The organism is Martinezella lusitana (genome assembly GCF_014207095.1).
GTDB lineage: Bacteria > Pseudomonadota > Alphaproteobacteria > Rhizobiales > Rhizobiaceae > Rhizobium > Rhizobium lusitanum_B.
Genome location: NZ_JACHBG010000008.1, coordinates 1 through 26,419, shown reverse-complemented (window position 1 = coordinate 26,419; position 26,419 = coordinate 1). Strand labels below are relative to the sequence as shown.

General features: G+C 61.1%; 29 protein-coding genes. 21 read left to right on the top strand and 8 right to left on the bottom strand.

Annotated features, from left to right (window positions below):
• Positions 1-158 precede the first annotated feature (158 nt).
• The 10 genes from GGD46_RS17940 to mug all read left to right on the top strand — a co-directional run bounded on the left by GGD46_RS17940 (position 159) and on the right by mug (position 11,668).
• Positions 159-1,445, top strand: coding sequence for an imelysin family protein (locus GGD46_RS17940; protein WP_184706312.1), 1,287 nt, complete (start codon positions 159-161; stop codon positions 1,443-1,445).
• A 45-nt stretch (positions 1,446-1,490) separates the two neighbouring features.
• Positions 1,491-3,050 (top strand): di-heme oxidoredictase family protein, encoded by a 1,560-nt coding sequence (locus GGD46_RS17935; protein WP_184706310.1) that lies wholly within the window; start codon positions 1,491-1,493, stop codon positions 3,048-3,050.
• Positions 3,050-4,159, top strand: coding sequence for an imelysin family protein (locus GGD46_RS17930; protein WP_184706308.1), 1,110 nt, complete (start codon positions 3,050-3,052; stop codon positions 4,157-4,159). The genes GGD46_RS17935 and GGD46_RS17930 overlap by 1 nt, the downstream gene beginning before the upstream one ends.
• A 5-nt stretch (positions 4,160-4,164) precedes the next feature.
• Positions 4,165-5,253 (top strand): DUF1513 domain-containing protein, encoded by a 1,089-nt coding sequence (locus GGD46_RS17925; RefSeq protein ID WP_184706306.1) that lies wholly within the window; start codon positions 4,165-4,167, stop codon positions 5,251-5,253.
• Positions 5,254-5,377: 124 nt separating this feature from the next.
• Positions 5,378-5,827, top strand: a complete 450-nt coding sequence (locus tag GGD46_RS17920; protein ID WP_184706304.1) for a PaaI family thioesterase — start codon at positions 5,378-5,380, stop codon at positions 5,825-5,827.
• A complete protein-coding gene (locus GGD46_RS17915; protein ID WP_184706302.1) occupies positions 5,824-6,465 on the top strand; it encodes a 5'-methylthioadenosine/S-adenosylhomocysteine nucleosidase in 642 nt (213 codons plus the stop codon). Before GGD46_RS17920 ends, GGD46_RS17915 begins: the two co-directional genes overlap by 4 nt.
• Positions 6,466-6,568: 103 nt before the next feature.
• Complete coding sequence (gene guaA, locus GGD46_RS17910) at positions 6,569-8,131, top strand: glutamine-hydrolyzing GMP synthase (RefSeq protein WP_184706300.1); 1,563 nt, start codon at positions 6,569-6,571, stop codon at positions 8,129-8,131.
• A 209-nt stretch (positions 8,132-8,340) separates the two neighbouring features.
• Positions 8,341-8,925, top strand: a complete 585-nt coding sequence (locus GGD46_RS17905; protein WP_210325636.1) for a dihydrofolate reductase family protein — start codon at positions 8,341-8,343, stop codon at positions 8,923-8,925.
• A gap of 145 nt (positions 8,926-9,070) precedes the next feature.
• Positions 9,071-11,050, top strand: a complete 1,980-nt coding sequence (locus tag GGD46_RS17900; RefSeq protein WP_184706296.1) for an oleate hydratase — start codon at positions 9,071-9,073, stop codon at positions 11,048-11,050.
• Between the two features lie 48 nt (positions 11,051-11,098).
• Positions 11,099-11,668, top strand: a complete 570-nt coding sequence (mug, locus tag GGD46_RS17895; RefSeq protein WP_184706294.1) for a G/U mismatch-specific DNA glycosylase — start codon at positions 11,099-11,101, stop codon at positions 11,666-11,668.
• 190 nt (positions 11,669-11,858) lie between these two features.
• Here the strand turns inward: mug and GGD46_RS17890 are convergent, their stop codons facing one another.
• Entirely contained in the window at positions 11,859-12,413 is a 555-nt protein-coding gene (locus GGD46_RS17890; protein ID WP_210325631.1) for an NADPH-dependent FMN reductase, read from the bottom strand.
• Between the two features lie 59 nt (positions 12,414-12,472).
• Between GGD46_RS17890 and GGD46_RS17885 the strand changes: the two genes are divergently transcribed.
• Positions 12,473-12,964: a MarR family transcriptional regulator gene (locus GGD46_RS17885; protein ID WP_313206311.1), complete on the top strand. Its 492-nt coding sequence runs from the start codon at positions 12,473-12,475 to the stop codon at positions 12,962-12,964.
• Here GGD46_RS17885 and GGD46_RS17880 read toward each other — a convergent pair.
• Positions 12,961-13,497, bottom strand: coding sequence for a DUF6622 family protein (locus GGD46_RS17880; protein ID WP_313206313.1), 537 nt, complete (start codon positions 13,495-13,497; stop codon positions 12,961-12,963). The genes GGD46_RS17885 and GGD46_RS17880 overlap by 4 nt on opposite strands.
• A 54-nt stretch (positions 13,498-13,551) precedes the next feature.
• Between GGD46_RS17880 and GGD46_RS17875 the strand changes: the two genes are divergently transcribed.
• The 3 genes from GGD46_RS17875 to GGD46_RS17865 all read left to right on the top strand — a co-directional run bounded on the left by GGD46_RS17875 (position 13,552) and on the right by GGD46_RS17865 (position 15,183).
• The gene (locus GGD46_RS17875; protein ID WP_184706290.1) at positions 13,552-14,166 is read left to right on the top strand and encodes a TetR/AcrR family transcriptional regulator; all 615 of its coding nucleotides are present in this window, start codon (positions 13,552-13,554) and stop codon (positions 14,164-14,166) included.
• 72 nt (positions 14,167-14,238) lie between these two features.
• Positions 14,239-14,613, top strand: a complete 375-nt coding sequence (locus GGD46_RS17870) for a DUF4180 domain-containing protein (protein ID WP_184706690.1) — start codon at positions 14,239-14,241, stop codon at positions 14,611-14,613.
• Positions 14,614-14,631: 18 nt separating this feature from the next.
• Positions 14,632-15,183: a GNAT family N-acetyltransferase gene (locus GGD46_RS17865; RefSeq protein WP_184706288.1), complete on the top strand. Its 552-nt coding sequence runs from the start codon at positions 14,632-14,634 to the stop codon at positions 15,181-15,183.
• Positions 15,184-15,209: 26 nt separating this feature from the next.
• Here the strand turns inward: GGD46_RS17865 and GGD46_RS17860 are convergent, their stop codons facing one another.
• The gene (locus GGD46_RS17860) at positions 15,210-15,773 is read right to left on the bottom strand and encodes a methylated-DNA--[protein]-cysteine S-methyltransferase (protein ID WP_184706286.1); all 564 of its coding nucleotides are present in this window, start codon (positions 15,771-15,773) and stop codon (positions 15,210-15,212) included.
• Positions 15,774-15,911: 138 nt separating this feature from the next.
• A complete protein-coding gene (locus GGD46_RS17855) occupies positions 15,912-16,049 on the bottom strand; it encodes a hypothetical protein (protein WP_184706284.1) in 138 nt (45 codons plus the stop codon).
• Between the two features lie 226 nt (positions 16,050-16,275).
• Between GGD46_RS17855 and GGD46_RS17850 the strand changes: the two genes are divergently transcribed.
• Entirely contained in the window at positions 16,276-16,893 is a 618-nt protein-coding gene (locus GGD46_RS17850) for a 2'-5' RNA ligase family protein (protein WP_184706282.1), read from the top strand.
• 9 nt (positions 16,894-16,902) lie between these two features.
• Here the strand turns inward: GGD46_RS17850 and GGD46_RS17845 are convergent, their stop codons facing one another.
• Positions 16,903-18,543: a SulP family inorganic anion transporter gene (locus tag GGD46_RS17845; protein ID WP_184706280.1), complete on the bottom strand. Its 1,641-nt coding sequence runs from the start codon at positions 18,541-18,543 to the stop codon at positions 16,903-16,905.
• Between the two features lie 90 nt (positions 18,544-18,633).
• Complete coding sequence (locus GGD46_RS17840) at positions 18,634-19,515, bottom strand: LysR family transcriptional regulator (RefSeq protein ID WP_184706278.1); 882 nt, start codon at positions 19,513-19,515, stop codon at positions 18,634-18,636.
• A gap of 91 nt (positions 19,516-19,606) precedes the next feature.
• Between GGD46_RS17840 and GGD46_RS17835 the strand changes: the two genes are divergently transcribed.
• From GGD46_RS17835 to GGD46_RS17825, 3 genes are all read left to right on the top strand, one after another.
• On the top strand, positions 19,607-20,581 hold the full coding sequence (locus GGD46_RS17835; protein WP_184706276.1) for a quinone oxidoreductase family protein: 975 nt from the start codon (positions 19,607-19,609) through the stop codon (positions 20,579-20,581).
• A gap of 261 nt (positions 20,582-20,842) precedes the next feature.
• The gene (locus GGD46_RS17830) at positions 20,843-22,024 is read left to right on the top strand and encodes an MFS transporter (protein ID WP_184706274.1); all 1,182 of its coding nucleotides are present in this window, start codon (positions 20,843-20,845) and stop codon (positions 22,022-22,024) included.
• A 95-nt stretch (positions 22,025-22,119) separates the two neighbouring features.
• Positions 22,120-23,181: a succinylglutamate desuccinylase/aspartoacylase family protein gene (locus tag GGD46_RS17825; protein ID WP_184706273.1), complete on the top strand. Its 1,062-nt coding sequence runs from the start codon at positions 22,120-22,122 to the stop codon at positions 23,179-23,181.
• Between the two features lie 5 nt (positions 23,182-23,186).
• Here GGD46_RS17825 and GGD46_RS17820 read toward each other — a convergent pair whose 3' ends face one another.
• Together GGD46_RS17820 and GGD46_RS17815 are read right to left on the bottom strand one after the other, a co-directional pair.
• Positions 23,187-23,453, bottom strand: coding sequence for a hypothetical protein (locus GGD46_RS17820; RefSeq protein ID WP_184706271.1), 267 nt, complete (start codon positions 23,451-23,453; stop codon positions 23,187-23,189).
• Between the two features lie 16 nt (positions 23,454-23,469).
• A complete protein-coding gene (locus tag GGD46_RS17815) occupies positions 23,470-23,991 on the bottom strand; it encodes a MarR family winged helix-turn-helix transcriptional regulator (RefSeq protein WP_184706269.1) in 522 nt (173 codons plus the stop codon).
• Between the two features lie 152 nt (positions 23,992-24,143).
• Here GGD46_RS17815 and GGD46_RS17810 point away from each other — a divergent pair, with 152 nt between their 5' ends.
• The 3 genes from GGD46_RS17810 (at position 24,144) to GGD46_RS17800 (ending at position 26,330) form a co-directional block, all read left to right on the top strand.
• A complete protein-coding gene (locus GGD46_RS17810) occupies positions 24,144-24,500 on the top strand; it encodes an ArsC family reductase (protein WP_184706267.1) in 357 nt (118 codons plus the stop codon).
• Positions 24,501-24,509: 9 nt separating this feature from the next.
• Complete coding sequence (gene ybaK, locus GGD46_RS17805) at positions 24,510-24,983, top strand: Cys-tRNA(Pro) deacylase (RefSeq protein ID WP_184706265.1); 474 nt, start codon at positions 24,510-24,512, stop codon at positions 24,981-24,983.
• A 93-nt stretch (positions 24,984-25,076) separates the two neighbouring features.
• A complete protein-coding gene (locus tag GGD46_RS17800; protein WP_184706263.1) occupies positions 25,077-26,330 on the top strand; it encodes an aminopeptidase in 1,254 nt (417 codons plus the stop codon).
• Positions 26,331-26,419 lie beyond the last annotated feature (89 nt).

The window sequence follows — 26,419 nt, the reverse complement described above, 5'->3', positions numbered from 1 at the left end:
CTGCTTTTCCGGCAAATCCCCCTATCCGCGAAGCCGGAACCAAAGGTCACTCGCCTTAAAACAATTCTAAACTAGAGCGTTTGACACAAGTTTATTTTTCATACATGACACAAATTGCCAAGTTTTGACGGTGCCCCCCGCTGTCACAGGAGAGGAACATGAAGGTGAAAATCAATTTTGGCGCCCCACTTGCGGTGGCCGTTGCCATGACTGCCGCATCCGGCCTTCCCGCTCGTGCCGCCGCTCCCGAGCCGGCCGCCGTTCTCAAGCATTATACGGACCTGGCACATGCCAAATATCAGGACGCGCTGACGACAGCACAGGCGCTCGACAAGGCAATCGACGCTTTGCTTGCCAACCCGAGCGACAAGACGCTGAAGGCGGCACGCGCGGCCTGGGTCAAGGCCCGTGTCCCCTATGCGCAGACGGAAGTCTATCGCTTCGGCAATCCCATCGTCGATGACTGGGAAGGCCAGGTGAACTCGTGGCCGCTCGACGAAGGTCTGATCGACTACGTCGATGCCTCCTACGGCACGGAGAGCGACGAGAATTCGCTCTATGTCGCCAATGTCATCGCCAACAAGACGATCAAGATCAACGGCAAGGATGTCGACGCCTCGCATCTGACGCCGGAATTCCTGTCGGGCACGCTACACAAGGCTGGAGGCGTCGAAGCCAATGTGGCCGTCGGTTACCACGCCATCGAATTCCTGCTCTGGGGCCAGGATCTGCACGGCACCGGACCGGGCACCGGCGAACGTCCCGCCACCGATTACGACCTGAAGAATTGCACGCACGGCAATTGCGACCGCCGCGCCGAATATCTGCGTTCCGCTTCGACGCTGCTCGTTGCCGATCTCAAGGATATGGCGGAGAAGTGGGCGCCTGAGGGCGAAGCCACCAAGAACGTCCAGGCCGATCCGAAGGCTGGCCTCACCACCATCCTGACCGGCATGGGCTCGCTCTCCTACGGCGAACTTGCAGGCGAGCGCATGAAGCTCGGCCTGCTGCTGCACGATCCGGAAGAAGAGCAGGATTGCTTCTCCGACAACACCTACAACGAGCATAATGGCGACGCCATCGGCATCGCATCTGCCTATACCGGCAATTACACGCGCGTCGACGGCACCAAGATGACGGGTCCGTCGCTGCACGATCTGGTCAAGGCCAAGGATCCGGCGCTCGACAAGGAAATGGAAGCCAAGCTCGACGCCACCCTCGACGCCATGAAGGCGCTGGTGCATCGCGGCGAGACGGTCGAGAAGTACGACCAGATGATCGGCGAAGGCAACAAGGAAGGCAACGCCACCGTGCAGAAGGCGATCGAGGGCCTGCTCGACCAGACGAAGAGCATCCAGCGCGTCATCGCCGCTCTCGATCTCGGCACCATCAAGCTTGAAGGTTCGGCAAGCCTGGACAATCCTAACACCGTCTTCAAGAAGTAATGAGGGAGGTGGCAGCGCGACAAGGCGCTGCCACCCTCGGCAACCATGATAAACACTCAGGCCAACCGCGCCCTTTTGCCCGCCTTCGCTGCGGGTTTTTTGGTTTTTTCCATCACCCTGGCCGCGGCCGGCATCCTTGATTTTCCGACCACGCGGACCGACCTTTCCACCGAGCAGCTGACGCGGGTGCGCGACGTCACCCGCGCGACCACGGATTTTTCCAAGGCCGAGTCCTATGAGGCGATGCAGGGCGGTGCGCTGACCTCGATCGATCCCATCACCCGCGATATCTTCTCGAAGCCTTCGGCCAATCTCAGCCTGGAACGGGGACAGGATTTCCATCTCGGCAACGCCCTTTTCCGCAAGCTCTGGGTCTCCGCGCCTTCCTCCACCCAGGCCTCCGACGGGCTCGGACCTCTGTTCAACGCCCGATCCTGCCAGAGCTGCCACCTCCGCGATGGCCGCGGACATGGGTTCGAAAAGACGGCGACCGATGCCATATCCCTGGTGCTGAGGCTAGCGCGACCGGCATCGACCCCAGAGGAGGAACAGGCAACCAAGGATTTTCGCGCGCTCAATTTTCCGGATTCGACCTATGGCGCGCAGCTGCAGGATCTCGCCGTGCCCGGCCTTGCCGCCGAGGGCAAGGTGACGGTCAGCTATAGCGAAGAGACAGCGATGCTCGCCGATGGTGAAACCGTTACCCTGCGCAAGCCGCATTATAGGGTGACCGATCTTGCTTACGGGCCGATGGACCCGACCACCACGCTTTCGCCCCGCATCGCCCCGCCGATGATCGGCCTCGGCCTGATCGAGGCCATTCCGGAAGCCGACATTCTTGCCAATGCCGACCCGGACGACAAGAGCGGCGACGGTATCCATGGCAAGGCCGCGATCGTCCGCGATCATCGCACCGGGCAACTTGCACTCGGCCGTTTCGGCTGGAAGGCGCAGAATGCGACAGTGCGCGATCAGGCGGCCGACGCCTTTTCCGTCGATATCGGCATTTCGACGCCGGACCGCCCAACCCCCTATGGCGACTGCACGGCAAAGGAGCCACGCTGCCTCTCCATGCCGAACGGCGTGCAAAAGCGGCTCGGCGATACGGAGGCGCCGGATCCGGTTCTGCCTCTCGTGACCTTCTATTCCGAAAATCTCGCCGTGCCCGCCCGCCGCAAGGCGAGCTTTCCCGATGTGCTGCACGGCAAGGAGATGTTCTATCGCTCCGGCTGCGCTTCCTGCCATACGCCGAAATTCGTGACCCGCGACGGCATCAAGGGCAGCGACGGCAAAGATTCACCGCAGGCCTTCCAGCTGATCTGGCCCTATTCCGATTTCCTACTGCACGATATGGGCGAAGGCCTGTCGGATGGGCAGCAGGTGGGCGTGGCATCCGGTCGCGATTGGCGTACGCCGCCGCTCTGGGGTATAGGCCTGACCCAAACGGTAAGCGGACGGCAGGCCTATCTGCATGACGGCCGCGCCCGCACATTGACCGAAGCCATCCTCTGGCACGGAGGAGAGGCCGAAAAAGCCCGCAACGCATTCGCCGACCTGTCCAAGGATGATCGGCAAGCCCTCATCAACTTTCTGGAGTCTCTCTGATGCGCCACTGGAAAAGTCTCGCCGTCTGCCTTCTTCTTTCGGTTTCGGCTCTACCGGCCCATGCAGAGGACGCGAAAGCCAACGGCGCCGGCCTCAACGAGGCGGCAGTACCGGCGGTCCTGCAGAAGGCGGTCGACGACGTCATTCGCCCCGGTTACCGCGCCATGCACAATTCCGCATCGAAACTGACCGTCGCGATGAAGGCGCTTTGCGCCGCCCCCAGCGCCACGACGCTTGCGAGCGCCAAGTCGGCCTTCGGCGACACGGTCAAGAGCTGGTCTCATATCGAGATCGTCGACACCGGCCCGATCATCGAGAAAAACCGCTTCGAGCACATCCTGTTCTATCCTGACCGCAAAGGCGTCGGCCTCAAGCAGGTGCAGGCATTGATCGCCAAGGCGGACGAACACGACACGACGGTCGAGGCCGTGGCCGGCAAGAGCGTGGCACTCATGAGCCTGACGGCGCTGGAATACGTCCTCGACGGCAACGGCTCGGACGTGCTTTCCACGGAGAAGCAAAGCTTCCGTTGCCGCTATGGTGCGGCTGTCGCCGGCAATATCGAAAAGACTACCAAGGAAATTGCCGACGAGTGGGACGCCCCGGACGGCGTGCAGAAATCATGGAAGTTTCCGGGCAACGCCAGCAGTGACTTCATGGACAACAAGGAAGCCGTCACGGCGTTGCTCGGCATCCTGGTGCATGGGGCAGCCACTGTCCGCGACCAGCGGCTGGAGACCTTCTACAAGGGCGATGCTGCGGCAACGCGTCCGAAGATGGCGATCTACTGGCGCTCCGCCAACACCTGGACCTCGTTTGCCGGCAATATCGAAGGCTTGAAGACGCTCTGGGAAAAGGCCGACATGGCCAGCCTGCTGCCGGCAGACAAACGCGATATCGCCGGCAAGATCGACAAGCTGCTCGCCGAGCTGGCGACGACGGCGACGGCGATCAACCCGGATATCGAAGCGGCCATCGGCAACGATGCCGAGCGGGCCAAGATCGACAAGCTTCTTTCTGTCAGCCGTGATCTCGCCACCGGCTTCAGCGATGAATATGGCGTCGCCATCGGGCTATCGGCCGGCTTCTCCTTCGCAGACGGAGACTGAGTTCCATGCAAAGCGGCCTCATCGATCGGAGAGCCTTCGTCAAAGCCGCGGGACTGACCTTCCTCGCCGCGCTCAAGCCTGGCGCATTGATGGCGCTGGAGCGGGCCGATGCCGTCTACGCCTCGGGCATCCGGAGAGCAGACGGTTCATTTGCCGTCGCGACGGTGACGGAACAAGGCCGCATCATCGATCAGGTCGCTCTTCCGGCCCGCGCCCATGGCATGGCCTTCTCGAAGGCCACCGGCAAGACGGTTGCCTTCGCGCGCCGGCCCGGCACCTATGCGATGATTTTCGATCCTTGGAACAAAGAGGAACCGATCGTTATCTCAGCCAAAGACGGTCGGCACTTCTACGGGCACGGCACGTTTTCGCCCGACGGCAGGCTGCTTTATGCCAGCGAGAACGATTTCGACAACAATCGCGGCATCATCGGGCTCTATGACGTCAGCAACCGCTTTGCCCGCATCGGCGAATACGAGACCTACGGCGTCGGCCCGCATGACATGACCATCTCCGACGACGGCAGGTTCCTCATCGTCGCCAATGGCGGCATCGAGACTCATCCGGATTTCGGCCGCACCAAGCTCAACCGCGACCACATGCAACCGTCGCTGACGCTGATCGATGCCGCGAGCGGACAGCTGATCGAGAAGCACACACTGCCGCCGCAGTATGCCCAGGTCTCGACCCGGCATGTCGACATCGATGCCGGCGGCCGGGTCTGGTTCGCCTGCCAATATGAAGGGCCTCGCAACGACCTGCCGCCGCTTATCGGCCACTTCGCCAAAGGCGAAGACCTTACATTTATTGCCCTGCCCGACGACACGACCCGGGCGCTCGGCAACTATGTCGGCGCCATCGCCGTCAATCGCGCTGAAAACCTCGTCGGCGTGACGTCGCCGGTCGAAGGCGCGTCGGTGACGCTCGATGCGAAGACCGGCAAGGTCCTCAAGGTCGAAAGCGTGCCGGATGCCGCCGGCATAGCGCCCGCCAGCCACGGATTTGCCGTATCGTCCTACCGCGGCGATTTTCTGGGCGAACGCAGCGGTGTCGCCTGGGACCAGCATATCGTGCGGATCAAGCGGCCAGCCTAGACAGGATCACCTTCGATACCCGAAGAGATAGAGCGACGGCACTCAAAAGGTTGCCTTTCGCAGTAGATGTCCCTTGTCCAAATGGCTGCTCCATGCCAATTTCGCACCCGCGAAAGGGGACGGCATGACAGGGGCAGACAGCAGCGATTTTCGGACGCGCATCCGGACGAGCTTCGACCGGCAAGCGGCGATGGCGACGATCGGGGCGGAACTCACACGCGTCGAGCATGGTACGGTCGAAATCGAGCTGCCTTTCGATGTGAAGCTGACGCAGCAACACGGCATCCTGCATGCGGGCATCATTGCTGCCGCGTTGGATTCGGCCTGCGGCTTCGCCGCCTATAGCGTTATCGACCCCTCGGCATCGATCCTGACTATCGAGTTCAAAATCAATCTGATGTCGCCAGGGCGCGGCGAGCGTTTCCTGTTTCGAGGCGACGTCACCAAGCCGGGTACGACGATCATCGTGGCGGACGGTCGCGGCTATGCGATCGGCGACGGGCCGGCCAAGCTGATTGCCTCGATGACGGGAACGATGATGGTCATCCGGGGCAGAGAGGGAATTAGCGGATGAAATTCGAATTGAAGCGCGTCTCGGGCAAGTCGATCCTGTTCGTGATGGCGGCGGAGGCGGAGTACGGGCCTTTCCTGCGCTCGCGCATCGATCCGCTAATGACGGGCGTCGGCCCTGTCGAAGCGGCGATCGCGCTCACCCGCACCTTCGCCCAGCTCGAAGCCCAGGACGACCTGCCGGATCTCGTGGTTTCGCTCGGTTCGGCCGGCTCCGCCCGGCTGGAGCAGACGGAGGTCTACCAGGTCACATCCGTTTCCTATCGCGACATGGATGCTTCGCCGCTTGGTTTCGAAAAGGGCCGGACGCCCTTCCTCGATCTGCCGGCGACGATCGAATTGCCGCTGCGTATTCCCGCCATCGCTGAGGGTAGCCTTTCGACGGGCGCCAATATCGTCTCCGGCACAGAGGCCTATGAGCGCATCGGCACCGACATGGTGGACATGGAAACCTTTGCCGTTCTGCGGGTCTGCCAGGCCTACGGCCGGCCCCTGATCGGACTGCGCGGGATTTCCGACGGCCAGGTCGAACTGCAGCGCATTTCCGACTGGACCGAATATCTGCATGTGATCGATCGCAAACTGTCCTATGCCGTAGATGGCCTGTTTACCGCGCTGGAAGACGGCGTATTCTGGTTCTGATAGACTGGAAACCAAGCATTGCTAGGACAATCGGGACAATAAAATCGGCTCCGGCCCGATTTGCCCGATTGCCAGGGAAAGCGCTTTTCTTTAAAGGCTCGGCATGACCCAGACAGCACATCCAGACACCGTTCTCATCGTCGATTTTGGCAGTCAGGTGACCCAGCTCATCGCACGGCGCGTGCGCGAAGCGGGCGTTTACTGCGAAATCGTTCCCTTCCAATCCGCAGAAGCCGGCTTCCGGCGGCTGCAGCCGAAGGCCGTGATCCTCTCTGGCAGCCCGGCCTCGACCGTGGACGAAGGCTCACCCCGAGCGCCGCAGATCATCTTCGACAGCGGCATCCCGGTCTTCGGCATCTGCTACGGCCAGCAGACCATGTGCATGCAGCTCGGCGGCAAGGTCGAGAGCGGCCATCACCGCGAATTCGGCCGCGCCTTCCTCGAAGTCGACAAGGATTGCGCCCTCTTCGAAGGTCTCTGGTCGAGCGGTTCGCGCCATCAGGTTTGGATGAGCCACGGCGACCGTGTCACCATGCTGCCAGAAGGCTTCGAAGTCGTCGCCACGTCCTCGAACGCGCCTTATGCCTTCATCGCCGACGAGGCGCGCAAATATTACGGCGTGCAGTTCCATCCGGAAGTCGTTCATACGCCCGACGGCGCCAAGCTGATCGGCAACTTCATCCATAACATCGCCGGTATCAAGGGCGACTGGTCGATGTCGGCCTATCGCGCCAAGGCCGTTCAGGCGATCCGCGATCAGGTGGGCGACAAGCGCGTCATCTGCGCGCTCTCCGGCGGCGTCGATTCCTCCGTCGCAGCCTTGCTGATCCACGAAGCCGTCGGCGACCAGCTGACCTGCATCCTGGTCGACCACGGCCTGATGCGCAAGGACGAGGCGGCCAATGTCGTCGCCATGTTCCGCGAGCACTACAATCTGCATCTGCTGCATGTCGATGCTTCCGAGCGCTTCATCGGCGAGCTGGAGGGTGTTTCCGACCCCGAGACCAAGCGCAAGATCATCGGCCGCCTCTTCATCGAGACCTTCGAAGAAGAAGCCAAGAAGCTCGGCGGCGCCGACTTCCTCGGCCAGGGCACGCTTTATCCCGATGTCATCGAGAGCGTTTCCTTCACCGGCGGCCCCTCGGTCACCATCAAGTCGCACCACAATGTCGGCGGCCTGCCCGAGCGCATGAAGATGCAGCTCGTCGAGCCGTTGCGCGAGCTCTTCAAGGACGAAGTGCGCGCGCTCGGCAAGGAGCTCGGCCTGCCCGACAGCTTCATCGGTCGCCACCCCTTCCCAGGTCCCGGCCTCGCCATTCGCTGCCCAGGCGGCATCACCCGCGAGAAGCTGGAAATCCTGCGCGAAGCCGATGCCATCTATCTCGACGAGATCCGCAAGGCCGGCCTCTACGATGCGATCTGGCAGGCATTCGCCGTGCTGCTTCCGGTTCAGACCGTCGGCGTCATGGGCGATGGCCGCACCTACGAATTCGTCTGTGCACTGCGCGCCGTGACCTCAGTCGACGGCATGACCGCGGATTTCTATCACTACGATATGGAATTCCTCGGCCGCGCCGCGACCCGCATCATCAACGAAGTCCGCGGCATCAACCGCGTGGTTTACGACGTTACGTCGAAGCCACCCGGCACGATCGAGTGGGAATAAGCGTGGTTCGCCGGAGCGGTTCGGTTCCTCACGGAATTTGAGAACCGTTCCGGCGTCTTGCTTCCTGCAAATCTCGATGGAAAGCTGCTGCGCGCTTTTCCCGGAATTGCCTTAGAAAATCATCACAAGCTGTCGGAAATCATCGATCCCGTCCGTCCTCGGAATAGAACCGAAACGAGGAGCGAGCGGTGAGAGAGCTGATCTTGAAAATGTCGATGTCGATCGACGGCTTCGTGAGCGATCTGGATGGCAGCAACACATGGATGTTCGGCGCCGATCAGGAAGCAAAAAACTGGTCCGTTGAAACCCTGTGGGACGCTGGGCTTCATATCATGGGCAGCCGAACCTTCTGGAGCATGGCTGGCTGGTGGCCGACATCCACAGACATGTTCGCTCCGCCGATGAATCAGATTCCGAAGGCCGTCTTTTCACGGCAAGGACCGGCGACGCTCGATGCAGTCCGCGCCCGTGCGGGGAATGGGCAGTCCAGAGAGCGGCAGTCGGGTGCTGAGAGCTGGGCGGAGGCCTATGTGGCAGGTGGCGATCTGGCCCAAGAAATCGCCAAGCTGAAAGCTCAGGATGGCAAACCGATAATCGCTCATGGCGGCGTAAGCTTTGCGCGTAGCCTCATCGCCCGGGGGCTGATTGACCGGTACGTCCTCCTGGTATGTCCCGTCGTGCTGGGCAAGGGTCTGCCGCTGTTCTCGGAACTTGATGCGCCGATGCGCCTCAAGCTTGCAAGTTCCAAAGCCTTTCCGGGAGGCGCGGTGGCGCAGATCTACTGCGCTGCGTGAGCTGTCTCGAAAGGAATTGGCTTTGCCTCATTCCTGTCATGGACGCATACGCCCTGTGATATATGTTGGAACGAGATACACTCCGGCCTCAAGGTCGGGTCCGACGTCTTGAACCACTGACATCGTCGACAGATTGGAGGCTTCCATGACACGCGCGCCAAACTCCAGCCAGGATAGCAGCAAGGCATTCGCGGTGGAGAACGACACCACCGCAGGCTATTGGCACCACCGCCCGGAAAATACCCTGCCGCCGCCGGACATGATGGGCGCCTATATGCGCAACCGCCCCGTGCCTGGGAACCAGGTGGAAGGACGCAAGGCCTGGATCATCGGCAGCGGCATCGCCGGTCTTGCTGCAGCATTTTATCTGATCCGCGACGGCCGCATGGCCGGAGAGGACATTACCATCCTCGACACGATCGACATCGAGGGCGGCTCGCTGGACGGCGCGGGTAACCCCGAGGAAGGCTATATCATCCGCGGTGGCCGCGAGATGAACTGGAACTACGATAACCTCTGGGACATGTTCCAGGATATACAGGCGCTCGAACTGCCCGAGGGCTACAGCGTTCTCGACGAATACCGTCTGGTCAACGACAATGACCCGAACTTTTCGAAAGCCCGGCTGATGCACAAACGCGGCGAGATCCGGGACTTCTCGACCCTCGGCCTCACGCGCTCGCAGCAATGGGAGCTGATCCGGCTGCTGCTGAAACGCAAGGAAGACCTCGACGACATCACCATCGAGCAATATTTCAGCGCCGACTTCCTCGAAACCAATTTCTGGTACCTCTGGCGCTCGATGTTTGCTTTCGAGAACTGGCAGAGCCTGCTCGAGATGAAGCTCTACATGCACCGCTTCCTGGATGCGCTCGATGGGCTCAAGGACATGTCGGCGCTGATCTTTCCCAAATACAATCAGTATGACAGCTTCGTGCGCCCGCTCGTCCGGCACCTTCAGGAGCGTGGGGTCAAGGTTCAGTTCGACACCCGCGCCTATGACCTCGACATGACCGTCGACGGCAATGCGCACACCGTAACGGCGATCCGCGCCGATATCGGCGGCAAGGATCAGACCATCGCCGTTGGGCCGAACGACGTGGTGTTCGCGCTGACGGGATCCATGACGGAAGGCACCGCCTATGGCGACATGGAGACCGCGCCGGTGCTTCAGCGCGGACAGCACGAACCGGGCGACGCCAGCGACTGGACGCTGTGGAAAAACCTTGCGCAGAAGTCGCCGATCTTCGGCAACCCGGAGAAATTCTACGGCGACACCGACAAATCGATGTGGGAGTCGGTCACGCTGACCTGCAAGCCTTCGCCCTTCGTGGACAAGCTGAAGGAGCTTTCGGTCAACGACCCCTATTCGGGAAAGACCGTCACCGGCGGGATCATCACCTTCACCGATTCCAACTGGGTTCTGAGCTTCACCTGCAACCGTCAGCCGCATTTCCCAGAACAGCCGGACGATATGCTCGTCGTCTGGGTCTACGCGCTGCTGATGGACAAGGAGGGAAATTACATCAAGAAGCCGATGCCCGCCTGCACCGGCCGGGAGATCATCGCCGAGCTCTGCTATCATCTGGGGATCGAGGATCAGCTCGATGCTGTTATCGCCAACACCAAGGCGCGCCTTGCCCTGATGCCATACATCACCGCTATGTTCATGCCGCGTGCTGCAGGCGACAGGCCGCATGTCGTGCCAGCAGGATGCACCAACCTGGCGCTGATGGGCCAGTTCGTGGAAACGTCGAACGACATCATCTTCACGATGGACAGCTCGATCCGCACGGCGCGCGTGGGCGTCTATACGCTTTTGGGCCTGCATAAACAGGTGCCCGACATCAGCCCCGTCCAGTATGATATCCGTACCCTCCTCAAGGCGGCGCGGGCGCTCAACAATGACGAGCCCTTTCCGGGCGAGCGCCTGCTTCATCGGCTGCTGGACAAGACCTACTTCGCGCATATCCTGCCGCCGCTGCCGGTTCACGAGACCTCGATACGCGAGAAGGCCGAAAGCGAACTTGCGGAACTCTTCGGCGTGGGAGGTCAAGCGGTCGGGCGGGTTATCGATTGGCTTGAGAGGGTCAGGGAAAATCTGATATCACGCAGCAGACGCTGACGGGCGGGTTCAAGCCGCCTCGTTCCGGTTTGCGCACGGACACTCGATATGCACGATGACACCTCTCTCGAACCGACGAATGCGCCGCTCGAAGGTGCGTCCTCGACAAGCGGGCTGGCAGAAATCCTTGCGCCCCGTCTTTCCGTCATCTTTTGCGGATTGAACCCGGCCCTGACGGCGCAGCGCGACGGCCACAACTTTTCCAACCGCAGCAACCGCTTCTGGCAGGTGCTGTATCTTGCCGGCTTCACCCCTCGCCTGCTGCGGGCGGAGGAAGAGCTGGAGATGCTGCAATATAGCCTCGGCCTGACATCCGCGATCGCCCGTCCAACCAAAAGCGCCAGCGAACTGAAGAGGAGCGACTATATTGCAGCCGCTCCTGTGCTCGAGGAGAAGATCCGAAAGCTTGCTCCGGGCAATCTCGCATTTCTGGGCAAGGCAGCCTATGCCGCCATCAGCCTTCGGGCCGACATTGAATGGGGCAAGCAGCCGGAAGGCTTTGCGGGCACCTCGATCTGGGTCTTACCCAACCCGAGCGGCCTCAACCGGGCTTTCGATCTGGCAAAGCTAACGGAATGTTATCGCGAACTGAAGTTGGCGATCGATCGCCAAAGGTAACCGGCCCTTCTAGACCGATGCTTGCAAGCCGGCGACCGACGGAACAGTCACCCCTCTACTGGTCGAGCCAACCATCACGCGCAGCCATTGTTCCATTAGTATGGGCCAGCGGTCGATCGAAGCCCGATATTCCCCAACAACAATGCAGCAACGATCGCATATGAAAATTGATGCGGCGCGAAGTGCCCGCTCAGTTGCGGCCCAATTCGCCAAAAGCCTGTTCGAGCATCGCGCGCCCCTCGGCGAATTCCGTTGCCGGGTCCAGTGCCCCCGTGTTCGCCTCGATAAAGCTGCGCGATAGGGTGAAGCCAGGCATGGTTTCGAGCGGCTTCATCTTCAATCCGGTCAGCACCTGATGAAGCTGGGCCGCGCATTTATTGCCACCATGGCCGCCATAGGTAACGATCATGGCCGGTTTGCCTGCCCACTCCCGATAGAGGTGATCGAGCGCATTCTTCAGTACGGCCGGATAGCCCCAATTATATTGGGGGCTGACGAAGACAAAGGCATCGCCGGTGGCAATCTTCTCGCTCCACGCCTTGGTGAGATCGGTGCGATAGTCTCCCGTTGCCGGGATGCTGGGCTCGCCATCCATAGGCAAGGGCCAGTCCAGAAGATCGACGATCTCGAACTCGGCCGGCAGGATTTCGCGGCCGACGGATGTCACCCATTCTGCCACGACCGGGCATATGCGGTTCGGCCTTATGCTGCCGACAATGACGAGAATTCTGGATGGCATGGGCATGGCGCTCTCTCTTATTATGTGTATAATACACTTAAATTGAAGGAGCGGGACCTGTAAAGGTGCAAAATACACATATTCTCGACGAGCTCGCCGGCGGCCTGCTTGATATCGTCAATTTCCTGAATGCGCCGCAGCGCGACGAGGCCCTGCTCAGGGCCGCGGGCGTGGAACTCGATCGCGCGCTGTTTCCCCTGCTCGCGCGCCTCGGAATGCAGGGACCGCTCGGCGTTGCCGAACTCGCGGAACAGGTCGGTCGGGATTACACGACCGTCAGTCGTCAACTGGCGCGGCTCGACAGCCTCGGCCTCGTGACCCGCAGCCCCGATAACGAAGACAGGCGTCGGTCGATTGCCGAGATTACCGAAGAGGGCAACGCGCGTTTCAGGGCAGTGCGCGAGGCGCGCAGACGTGCCCTGACGCAGGTCCTCGCCGCATGGACCGACGAGGACCGGCAGTCGCTCACGCTGCTTGTGCGCCGCTTCGCCGACGGGCTCGGTCAACAACCGCTAGCGGAAAGGGACAAGGGCGTGGTTGAGCCTAAGGCGCTCTAGCCTGCCTGGTCGACAGGCTCGACAGGAACATTCATGTAACGCGAAAAGAGATGCAGGTTTCTGCCGACGGACATGCCGATGAAGCCGGCCCATATTGCTGCCGCAACCGACGGCACCGCGGGAGCGGAGAACCAGATGGAGTGGGTTTCCGCCGCGGCATGCAGCAGGAATTCGAAGGCGAAGGTCGCAAGGATGATCACCAGCATCATGACGTCGCCAGGCAAGGAGAGCGATCCCCGCTCTCTATCAACACCGATGTTCCAGGTTCTGACATGATGCCAGCCGATTGCCATGCCGGCGCATAGCCCCAACGCTGCTGCAAGCAGATCGAACATCGTGGGCTGCGAGAAAAGTCCCTCAAAGCCGCGAAAACCGAGTATGGCCATCAGGACTGGCATTATGGCGAGGCGTTCAACCCGGATGGTGCGCGGCAAGCATCGCGAAATGCCCATCCAAAGCAGCAGTAGAAACAGGCAGTAGACATAGGCCGGAATATGAGACATCGCCGGAACTCCGTAACGGCAGGATTGCAGCCGGCACAGAATTAGCCGATAATCTTAACGTCGTAAAGATTGGAGACGAGCAAGTTGACGACAGCAGAAAACGGGCCGCCGGCGCGCTATCATCATGGGGATTTGCGAAACGCGCTTCTCGAGGCTGGCCGTGTGCTGCTGGAAGAGGGTGGACCGAGTGCGCTCAGCATTCGGGAGATCGCCCGCCGCGTCGGCGTTTCCGCACCGGCCGCCTATCATCACTTTTCCGGACTGGACGACATTGCTGTGGCACTTGCCGAGCAGGGTTTCGCGGAACTGGCGGAGCGCCTTCAGGCCGCGCCAAGCAATGTAAACGGTCAGCTTGCGCCGGCGGGAATGGCCTATATCGCCTTTGCGCGTGACAATCCGGGCCTCTACAGGCTGATGTTCGGCGAAGGCTTCGGGGGCGCTTTCGCAGCCGACGACAGGATACGCGCGTTGCGCTCTCAAGCCTACGAGGTGCTCAAGGACGGATTGTCCCGGCGCCTGCCGGCCGGGGAGATCGGCACGGCGGCGCTCTTTCTCTGGTCTCTGACGCATGGCCTCGCGCTCCTGATGATCGATGGACAATTCGATCCGGGCACAGATCCCGATGCATTGGTGGCGGCGGTGCTGCGGCTTTCCGGCAAGGGTCTTCCGACATCGGCGGAGAGAACCGACAGTGTCTGATGCCAACGCACAACTATCGACACGCCACGAGAACAACCCCATATTTCCCAACAGAAAGAACAGTTGAGCAGCATGCACGCAGTCAAGAACTTATCCGGCTACAAGGTTGTCATCGGCGATGAGAATGGACCGATACTGGCCAGCGAGAGAGATGTGAACGATTGGCTCAGTGCCGCATGGGACGCCGAGGCGAGCATGATCGCCATTCCCGTATCGCGGCTGAGCGATGAGTTTTTCCGGCTTTCGACGCGCATCGCCGGCGGCATCATCCAGAAATTCGTCAATTATCGTTGCCGGCTTGCCATCATTGGCGATATCTCGCGATGGGTTGCCGATAGCGACGCCCTCAGGGATTTCGTCTATGAGGCGAACAAGGGGCGCGAAGTCTGGTTCCTGCCCAACGAAGAAGCACTGGCCGAACGGCTGCAGCAAACCTCTCAAAACTAGGCTGAAAGAACGGCTTGCATGAAACCGATAACCTCCCCTCCATCACTCGAAACCGAACGCCTCCTGCTCACGGGACATACGCTCGATGATTTCGGGCCGCTTGCGGCCATGTGGAGCGATCCGCTGGTCGTGAAGCATATCTTTGGCAACCTGGTATCGACGTCGAGAGAATCCTGGATGCGGATGCTGTCCTATCACGGCCTTTGGCCGCTTCTCGGCCATGGCTACTGGGCAATCCGAGAGAAATCCTCCGGCCGCTATGTCGGGGATCTCGGCTTTGCGGATTTTCATCGGGTCATGGAGCCGTCGATCCGCAGCATTCCCGAGGCCGGCTGGGCGATGGCGGCATGGGCGCATGGCAGGGGCTTTGCGACGGAGGCCCTGACCGCCGCCACCGCGTGGCTGGATGAGCAGCCTCGCTTCGAGCGAAGTGTCTGTCTGATCTCGCCTGAAAACAAGGCCTCGATCCGCGTTGCGGAAAAGGCCGGTTACCGCGATCCGACACCGGTGCGCCTCAACGACAAGGATACGCTATTGTTTTCCCGGGCTCGCCGACCAGCGCAAGACTAGGCTCGCCGCAATCCCTGGACTGTAGCTTAGAACCCTAGCGATTGCTGGACCGGCTTTGGCGGCGCCAACTGGACGCCTTCTAGCTCCAGCATGCGTGCCTTGGAATTCGAGCCACCCGGTGCGGAAAAGCCGCCGATCTTGCCGCCCGCCGCCAGAACGCGATGACAGGGAATGATCAGTGCGACGGGGTTCTTCGCCATGGCCTGACCGACATCGCGCGCGGCTTCCGGGCCGGCGCCAAGCTGCTTGGCGAGCGTTCCATAGGTGGTCGTGTGACCCCAGCCGACCTGCCGGGCGGCATCGTATATCCGCTTGAAGAAATCATCCTGTTCGCCGAGGTCGAGCGTAACGCCTGAGAAGTCGATCTCCTCGCCTGCGAAATAGCGCTTCACCTGCGCGACCACCTCCACGATCTCGGGCGACGGCGTTCCGGGCTGCGCATTTGGCAAGCGGCGCAGGAGCAGCCGCTCGGTCGAGCTTGCATCCTTTGTCGGTAGTTGAAAGCGCAAGATGCCGACATCGTTCCAAGCGATGCCGCAGAAGCCACCAGCGGTTTCGAAAATCAGGTAATGCTGTCTTGCCTCACTCATGACGAAAGCTCCTGTGTTTCCACTTGTCATGAAAATCGTCCTCAGGCGCGACGAATTCAACCCGATTCTTGCGAAGAACAGGAATTGCCACCGTTTTGATGGTGATGGAGCGAGGCTCAGATAACGACAATCCTGAAATCAATATCCGCCGCCGGTCGGAGGTGCGTTCAGAGTCATGCCGCCGCCGGAATTGTGATCGCCCGAGGTAGTGCAAGACGCGACACCAAGGCCGACGAAAACGAGGAAGAGGACCGTAAAGACAGATCTGGTGTACATGATTGTCATTCCCTGTTGCTGAGCATGGGCATGAAGACCCGAACCTGGAGTGAACAGATCAGGCCGGCTTTTTATTCGAACGTATTTTCGAGAGCTTCAAGGAGCACTGGTGAGTCGGCTCAATGATCATATGTTCATGATTTGTTCTTGATTCTATAAGCATCGAGTCCTATCATTGCGGGGTCGTACAAGAGGAGGCAAAGCGCCCATGCTTTGACGCGAACCCATGAAGAACAAGAACCAGCTCTCGCTCTATCTCAGCGGCGGATCGTCCAGCCGAACACCACCGTCAGTCGATCGAGGGCCAATCAGCGAACTCTATTTTGCAATCCTTCCCGATCCCGAGATCGCCGAGCAAAGCCATAAGCTTGCAAGCAATTTCCATCGGCAACACCGCTTTTTCGCAAAGCCTCGAAGATCTGATCTCTTTCATGTGACCCTTTATGGGATTGGATCGTTTTGTAGCTTGCCCGAAGAGGTGGTGTTTGCAGCGATGGAGGCAGCTTCGAGAGTCAGTAAGCGCTGTTGTCCGGTGACTTTCGATCGAGCGGTCAGTTTCGGCAATGGCGACAATCGCCCACTTGTTCTGTGGAAATCGAATGGAAATGCCGAACTCAAGGCGATCTATGAGGAATTGGCCGGTTCCATGCGGCTTACCGGTATCATGCCTGCCAAGCAAAAACCGATCGAGCCGCATATGACGCTGCTCTACCGAGGCCGAGTGGTTCCCGACATTATGCTGGAGGAACCTGTCATCTGGACAGCTAAGGATTTCGTCCTCATCAACAGCTTGCAGGGGCAGTCAATCCACGAGCATCTTTGCTATTGGACTTTGCGGGACTGAACGCCACGCTCAAGCCCTCGACAGGTTTGCAGATCCCTTCACCGCCGCTACGGCATCATCGACGCTGAAGCTGCAGCGATTGGCGACATCGGCTACGCCGGCGACTGTCATAAGGTCGCGAACGCGATCATGCACGCGGGCGAACTGCAAGCGGATGCCCGATCGACGCATGGCGCCATCGAATTCCATCAGGGCGTCCATCGCCGTGCTGTCGAGGTCAAAGCTCTCTTCCAGACTGAGGACGACGGCACGCACCCCTGCCTCGCTATGGCTGCGTGACAGAATCTCGCCGAAGATCGTGTCGGCATTGCCGAAAAACAGCGTTTCGCCGGGGCGCCAGACCGCGATACCGGGCATCTCGGATGCGTCGTCGTGACGGCTGACATCAACGAAGTTGTGGCTGTCGCCAAGCCTCCCCAGACGGGCGACATAGGGCGATGCCAGACGATGCATCATGGCCGCCAGCGACAGTGCAATTGCCAGCAGCATGCCGTTCAGCACGCCGAAGATCAGCACACCGATCGCAGCGCCTAGCGCCACGTAGAAATCGCGATGCAGGCGACGCAGGCGCAGGATAGGACTCGGATCGAGCGCATGGGTCAGCGCCGCAATCACCACGGCTGCAAGCACCGGCTCCGGCAAGAGAGCTACCAGCGGTCCGGCGCAGGCGATCAGGATGGCAAGGCCAATGGCGGCGAATACGGTGGTAGCCCGTGTCTTTGCGCCTGCAGCCTCGCTGGCGAAACCGGCGGAAAACCCAGCACCAACCGGCATGCCCTGGACGAGCGCACTGGCGATGTTGGCCGCGCCGAGCGCGCCGAGTTCGCGATTGACCTCCAGCGTTTCGCCGTAGCGGAGCGCCAGAGCTCGCATGGTGCCCCAGGATTCCGCAAAAAGGATGAGTACGAGCGGCACCGTAAACTGGACCAGCCGCGAATAGGACGTCCAGCCGGCATCGGGCAGCGACGGCCATTGCGGCAGTATTTCTATGGTGCCGACGAGCTTGACCCCGTGCGCCTCAAGGCCAAACAAGTATGAGGCGAAAATGCCGGCCGCGAGCACCAGGAAGGCGCCGGGAATGCTCGGCATGCGCTTGAGCAACAATAGAGCAGCCAGCGCCATGACGCCGACGGCAACACTGATCGGATTCCACTGCAGGATCGCGCCGAATAGCGCCGCCGCATAGGTGAAGATGTTCGAGCCCTGCACAGGCACGCCCACAAGGATAGGCAGCTGGTGGAGAATGATTGTGATCGCCAGCCCCAGCGCGAAGCCTCGCAGCACCGGCCGTGAAATGAAACCGGTGATGCCGCCCAAGCGCAACAGGGCAGCAACCACAAAGAGGGCTCCCGCAAGCGCGACTGCGACGGTGGCAAGCCCCATCTTGACGGTGGCATCGCCCGGCACGACCGCCAGCGTCGCGGCAAGAATGGCGGCGGAGGAGGATGTCGGGGAAATGATAGCGAAGCGGCTGCGGCCGAATATGGCATAGATCAAACATCCGGCGATGCCGGCAAGGATGGCTCGATGCGGCGGCAGCCCGGCAATGCCGGCGTAAGCCACCGCTTCCGGCAGCATCAGCCCGGCAACCGATATGCCGGCGACCAGATCCGCCTTGTCAATTACGAACCAACTGCCCAGCTTCGTCATCGATCACCGACCGTAAGTATGGCCCATCCATCTATGGATAGAGATTCGCCGCAACGCTGCAACAACAAAATAAGTCCTGAAAACCACGATTTAGGAAGCAGCGTCGAGACTGTCGCGCAGCGGGCAGCCGCGGCCGATCATCTCCGTGACGAAGTCCATGACCGCACGGATGGCCGGCGAGCGGCGCAGATCGGGATAGGTGACGAGCCAGATATCCCGCGCGGGAGACGGGATCGCCACCGGCAGACGCGTAAGCCCCGCCTCGCCATCGCCGAGAAAGGCCGGAAGCGCCACGACGCCGAGACCGGCGCGAGCCGCTTCGAGCTGGCCGAAGACATCGGTGGCGCGAAAGACGATCGGGCGGCCTTCGAGCAGGCTGCGCAGCCAGGTTTGCTGCGTCAGATGCTCCATCGCCGAATCATAGCCGATGAAAGCCCAGTCGCTATCGGGCATCTGCGCCACTGCTGGGACCGCATAGAGGCCGAAGCGCATGACCCCGATGCGTCGCACCAGCAAATCGCTCTCCTCCGGCCGCGTCATGCGCACGGCGATATCGGCCTCACCGTAGTTGAGCGCGGCCCGGCGGGTGACGCCGGCAATGGTCAGGGTGATATCCGGATGCTCGGCGCGAAACAACGCCGCTTTCGGAGCGAGAAGATGTGCGGCGATCGATGGCGGCGCGCTGACCTTGACCGCGGCGGAAAGCCCGGCGACGGCGCTCTTCGAATAGCGCCTGATGGCTTCGACATTTTCCTCCATGCCGGCCACCAGCTCGGCTATGGCGCGGCCGTCGGCAGTCAGCGGAGAGGTACGCGGCCGCCGATCGATCAGGCGCAAATCCAGCGACCGCTCCAATGCGGCAATCCGCCGGCCGACCGTGGCATGGTCGACGCCAAGCTCCCGCGCCGCTGCGGACAGCGAGCCCGTTCGAGCAAGCGCAGCGAAATGGAGAAGGTCCTGCCAATCGATCATCGGTGCATTATTGCACAGATACGGTGAGTTCATACCGAATTTATTCAGGCCGGGGTTTATGGTCAAAGATCTCCTGAAAGGAGACTTCTCGATGCCCCTAGCGATTGCCATTACCGGCCCCGGCGGACCCGAGGCCATGAAAGCCGTCGATCTCCCCGCAACAGAGCCCGGCCCGGGTCAAGCCCGGATCCGCCAAAGCATCTCGGGCGTCAATTTCGTCGATATCTATGTTCGCTCCGGACTTTACCCATTGCCGCCCGGCCAAAGCGTGCTCGGCTTCGAAGGTGCCGGCGTGGTCGAGGCGCTCGGCCCCGGCGGCGGCGAGCTGAAGGTCGGCGACCGCGTCGCCTATATCGGCCATCCGCTCGGCAGCTATGCCGAGGTGCGCACACTCTCCACCTCGCGGCTCGTGAAACTGCCTGATGGCGTTAGCGAACGGGTGGCCGGCAGCACGATGCTGCGCGGACTTACCGCCCATATGGTGCTGCAAAAGGTCTATCCGCTAAAAGCGGGCGAATGGGTGCTGGTTCATGCCGGCGCAGGCGGCCTCGGCCAGCTCGTTACGCGCCTTGCCAAGCGGATCGGCGCGAACGTCATCTCCACAGTCGGCTCCGAAGCCAAGGCCGGTTTTGCCTATGAGGCCGGAGCTGACATCGTTCTTCTGCACACATCCGAAGATTGGGTGGAAGAGACCCGCCGCATCGCCGATCGTCGCGGCGTCCACTTGGCCGTCGATGGGATCGGCGGAACGATGCTGTCGCAGACGTTTGCCGCCGTGCGCCCCTTCGGCATGGTTGCCAGCCTCGGCCAGGCCGCCGGCCCCATTCCGCCGATCGAGATCGAGGAGCTGACTGCACCCCGCGCCATCGCCCTGTCTCGCCCGAGCGTGCTGACCTATGCCAACGATCCGGAACTCTATCGACAGGGCACTGCCGCCCTGATGGAGCATTTGCAGGATGGACTGATCAATCCGATCGGCGCCGAATACGAGCTGAAGGATGCGGCGCGAGCACATGCGGATCTCGAAGCCGGCCGCACGACGGCGAGCGTCGTCTTGATGATGTGAGTGCCATTCGAGCGGGGTTGCACCTCAGCTCCGCTCTAAGGAAGATGTTTCAGGTCTGACGCATATTCGCCTCACGCCGTCAATGACTTTTGCTGCAAGGCAGCAATTCGTTGACCCCGCCTGCATTTGCCTGATACGCCTTACACAAGGCGAGGCGCCGCCATTCGGGCTATCGCCGTCAGCTCTATCCAATACGAAATCTCGTTCCTTCGTGAAATCAGTTTGGGCATCGCTCCCGCCGGTGTCCGCAGGCGACATCCCGTGAACACTGCCTCCCAGACCATCCGGTCCAATTCGACCCTTGCCCTCATTTCCATCGTTGCACTGACATTCTTTGGCTATATCGCCATCGGCCTTCCGCTAGCCGTACTGCCGACCTATGTCGACAGCGGCCTCGGCTTCGGCGTCGTCTGGGCGGGCATCGCCGTCAGCACACAATATGTGGCAACCATCATCAGCCGCGCGCATGTCGGTCGCCTCTGCGATCAGTATGGGCCGCGTCGTTCCGTGCTTCTCGGCTTCCTCGCCTACGGGCTTTCGGGCGCGCTGACGATTGCTTCGACTTTCACGGTTCAAGTCCCAACGGCAAGCCTCGCCCTATTGCTTGCGGGGCGATTGGCGCTCGGGATCGGCGAAAGTTGGGTCAGCACGGCGGCGATCACCTGGGCAATCGGCCTGATGGGATCGCGCGAGACCGTTCGTATCATCTCCTGGAATGGCATCGCCACTTACGGCGGTATAGCGCTCGCCGCTCCCTTCGGCGCATGGCTGCAGGGGCAGTACGGTTTCGCTTCCATCGGCGCAGTCACGGTGCTGCTTGCCATCGCCGGGCTGATGCTGGCGCAGAGCCGTCCGCCCGTGCCGGGTGTGAAGGAAAATGGCATCGGCACCGGCCAAGTGCTGAGCCGCGTGGCGCCTTTCGGTGTTGCGCTTGCCCTCGCCTCCAGCGGTTTCGGCGTGGTGATGGCCTTTGTCGCCCTGTTCTTCCACAGCCGCGGCTGGGAGGGCGCCTCCTTCGCGCTCAGCGCCTTCGGTCTTGCCTTCATGGGCGTTCGTCTCGGCCTTGCACAAGCCGTTGCCCGGTTCGGCGGTCTGCCGCTGGTGCGTATTTCGCTCGTCGTCGAGGTGATCGGCCTGGCATTGCTGGCACTCGCACCCTCGCCGACGATTGCCATCATCGGCGCGGCGCTTGCCGGCGCGGGCTTCGCGCCCGTCTTCCCGGCGCTCGGCAATGAGGCGATGGAGCGCATCCCGCCGCAGAACCGCGGCGTCGCGCTCGGCCTATACTCGATCTTCCTCGATGTTTCGCTCGGCGCAACCGGCCCGATCGCCGGCATTGCCGCCGATCATCTCGGCTATGCCGCCCCCTTCTCGCTCGGCGTCGGCGCCGTGCTGCTCAGCCTTCTCCTAAGTCTCGGTCTACGAAGACATCACGGCCCCTGACCGGCCGCTCCATGCGGTCAAGCGGCCGCAATAGTTGCAGAAGGCAGTGATGGCTTGATATGGGTCTCCGATCATCATCATGAGGAGGCCCTTCCATGGATATCACCGAAATCGTCATCGAGGGCGATACTCCGGGCATTGCGTGGCGGCTGCCGGTTCTGCATTTCGCCGGCAAGAATGCCGGTGCCCCTAGGATCTACATCCAGGCTGCACTTCATGCCGGCGAGCTGCCGGGGACGGCGCTCGTCCATTTCCTCTGCGAGAGACTGCGGCAGGCGGAAAGCGAAGGTGCCATCCTGAGCGATATCATCGTCGTGCCGCATGCCAATCCGATCGGGGCAGCGCAATCGCATTTCGGCGAGATGCAGGGCCGCTTCGATCTGGGATCGCGCACGAATTTCAACCGTGACTTCCCGCTGATCTCGCTGCGCGATCGCGAACTGCTGGTCGAGAACCTCGAGCGCTATTCCGCGGTCGACCGGCTGAAGCGCCAGCTGATCCATATGGCGCTCGGCGCCGATCTGGTGATCGATCTCCATTGCGACGACGAATCCCTGCAATATGCCTATATCGACGAGGCATTCTGGCCCGAGGCTTCCGATCTCGCCGCCGCCCTGAAGATGGACGCGGTGCTGCTTTCGGATGGCGAAAGCTCGGCATTCGAGGAAGCCGTCAGCTTTGCCTGGAAATACGAAGTGCCCGGCGAGAAAAAGGCCAGGCTGCCGGGCAAGCTGTCGGTGACTGTCGAACTGCGCGGCACGCGCGATGTTTACCCCGAAATGGCCAAACAGGACGCCGAAGGGCTCTGGCGCTTCCTCGCGGCGCGCGGTGCAGTGCGAGACGACAGCGTTCATCTCGCGGCCTTTGCCGGACCGGCGGTGCCGCTCGACAATGTCGAGATGATCCGCGCGCCGCAGGCAGGCACGGTGCTCTTCCATCGCAATATCGGTGAGCGCGTCGTGGAAGGCGATCTGCTGGCGACGATCATCACCGCCCCCGGAATGGCTGAGGGAACCATCGAGGTTCGCGCGCCGCAACCCGGCCTCATCGTCACCCGCGTCTCGGATCGGCTCGTGCGGCGGCGCGGCGACCTGATGAAGATCGGCTCCGACAAGCCAAGCTCCGTCGCCCGCAAGCCGGGCACGCTGGAAGACTGACGTGGTTAGCGGCGATCAATCACCCTGCAGCGCAGGGTAAAGGCGATCGCCGCCGCCTCCCGAAGACGAGTGCCGAGGCGGCGGATATGATCCAGCGCGCCAGCAAATGCCGCGCGCACCCTGCCCGGTAGCCGGGCAAGAATTGAACTATTTTCCATTGAGATAATGCCTCCGGTCGAAGCGATGCGGGCGGTGTTCAGACCATCAAGAGGTGTAAATTGCGCCTCACAGATATATGCATGCATAGTGCATATATATTCGAAGCCTGTCAAGACAGTTCCGCTTGGATTAGGACATGAAGGCGATGGGGCAGCGATCCTGATCGCAGACACCCTGATCGCAAACGCGGCAAACCACATCCTGATCGTCGCCGAGATCGACCAGGGCCGGCAGCAGCTTCTCCACCAGACGGCCGAGCTGTTCAGTCTCTTCAGGCTCGAGCGTTTTGAAAGCGCGCTCGATGACGGCGCGGCGAGCGGTGAGGCTTTTGTCAAACAATGCCTGCCCGGCCAGTGTCAGCTGCAGCGAGCGGGCGCGCTTGTCGCCTTCGATGCCGCCGGCGCGCAACACGAGATCCGACGCCACCAGCTGATCGACGAGGCGCACGGTGGCGGAATGGGAGAGCGCGATCATTCGGCGCAATGTCTCGATCGTCAAACCCGGCTCGGAGCCGATCTGGATGATGGCGGCAACGGCGCGTGGGCCGAGGCCTGTCTCATCGGCAAAGGCCCTTTCCATCTTGTCCACCAGAGCGAGGCTCATGGCGCCGAAGAGGTTTTCCAGCCGTAGTGTTTCCTTGTCCGTCGCCATGCTCACCCGCGCCGTAAATATGCACGCTGCATATTTACAGGATTATGGGCGGTGACTGCAATGGACGAGAGAACCGCTTCGGCCTCCGTTCGGCTTTCAACCGGCTTTGTTCGCATGCTATGCCCTGTCGGACAGCAAGAGACGGATTCGCCATGACGATTACCATTTACGGCATCAAGAACTGCGACACGATGAAGAAGGCCCGCACCTGGCTGGAAGGCCACGGCATTTCCTATGATTTCCACGACTACAAGGCTGTGGGCATCGACCGGGAGCATCTCGAAGGCTGGACGAAGGAAGCCGGCTGGGAAATCGTGCTCAACCGCGCTGGCACCACCTTCAAGGCTTTGCCGGAAGCGGATCGGACCGATCTTTCCAAGGACAAGGCCATTGCTTTGATGATGGCGCAGCCTTCGATGATCAAGCGCCCGGTGCTGGAAGCGGACGGCAAATTGCTCATCGGCTTCAAGCCCGATATTTATGCGGCCGCATTCGGCAAGACTGCTTAGAGGCAAGCCATGTCCAAAACCACCCGCGCGACGCAAGTGTTGACCCAGGCGAAAGTCGCCTTCACCGTACACGCCTATGATTACGATCCGAATGCGGAACGCGTCGGCCTGCAGGCAGCAGAGGCGCTCGGCGAGGAACCGCATCGCGTCCTGAAGACGCTGATGGCTGAGGTGGATGGCAAGCCGATCTGCGCTGTCGTGCCCTCCGACCACGAAGTCAGCATGAAGAAGCTCGCCGCGGCCTTCGGCGGCAAGTCTGCCGCCATGATGAAGCCGGTCGATGCCGAGCGTCTGACGGGATATCATGTCGGCGGCATCAGCCCCTTCGGCCAAAAGAAGATCGTGCCGACAGCCATAGAGGCGCAGGCGATGACCGAGGCCTATGTCTATATCAACGGCGGCCAGCGCGGTTTGCAGGTACGCCTCAGCCCACTGGATGCCTTGACGGCGCTTAAGGCCAAGGCTGCGCCACTGATTGCTTGACGATCTTCAAGATCGGACAAAGCGCCTTCAATTTCGCCGTAAACCGGTCTAAGTCTTCGGACCATCTTCGATATCAGCCAAGCAGGTTTTGCCATGACATCAGCCTCCCCCAACCATCATCCCGTCGATCACGCCAAGCTGGAAAAGCTTGCGGAAGTGGCCATAAAGGTCGGGTTGCAGCTGCAGGCCGGGCAGGATCTGCTGATGACGGCGCCAGTTGCGGCAATGCCACTGGTGCGGCTGATCACGCGCGAGGCCTACAAGGCCGGCGCCGGCCTCGTCTCCACTTTCTATTCGGATGAGGAAACGACACTCGCCCGCTACGAATACGGCCATGACGCGAGCTTCGACCGCGCAGCAAACTGGCTCTATGAGGGCATGGCCAAGGCCTTCTCCAACAACACGGCGCGACTGGCGATTTCCGGCGACAACCCGATGCTGCTATCGAGCCAGGATCCGAACAAGGTGGCGCGCGCCAACCGCGCCAATTCGGCCGCCTACAAGCCGGCTCTCGAAAAGATCTCTAACTTCGATACGAACTGGAACATCGTCTCCTATCCGAACCCCTCCTGGGCAAAGCTGGTCTTCCCGAACGATCCGGAAGCGATTGCCGTCGCCAAGCTCGCCAAGGCGATCTTCTCGGCCTCGCGCGTCGATGTCGAAGATCCGGTCGCGGCCTGGGCTGAGCATAATGCCAATCTGCACAAGCGCTCGGCCTGGATGAACGGTCAGCGCTTCGCCGCCCTGCATTTCCAGGGACCGGGCACCGATCTGACGGTTGGGCTTGCCGACGGTCATGAATGGCATGGCGGCTCTTCCACCGCCAAGAACGGCATCACCTGTAACCCAAACATTCCGACGGAAGAGGTCTTCACCACGCCGCATGCGCTGCGCGTCGAAGGTCATGTCTCCTCCACCAAGCCGCTGTCGCATCAGGGCACCTTGATCGACAATATCCAGGTGCGCTTCGAAGGCGGCCGGATCATCGAGGCCAAGGCGACGCGCGGCGAGGAAGTGCTGAACAAGGTGCTCGACACCGACGAAGGCGCCCGCCGGCTTGGCGAAGTGGCGCTGGTGCCGCATTCCTCGCCGATTTCGGCGAGCGGCATCCTGTTCTACAACACGCTCTTCGACGAAAATGCCTCCTGCCACATCGCGCTCGGCCAGTGCTATTCCAAGTGCTTCATTGACGGCGCCAAGCTCAGCCAGGAGCAGATCAAGGCGCAGGGCGGCAATTCCAGCCTGATCCACATCGACTGGATGATCGGTTCCGACAAGGTCGATATTGACGGCATCAATGCCGATGGCTCGCGCGTGCCCGTCATGCGCAAGGGCGAGTGGGCCTAGAGCGGATCATTTCTTATCGGAATCGTTGCGGGATTCCCAAATCAGCAGATTTGTGATTGATCATTGATGCTGGAATGGAGGCCAGCATC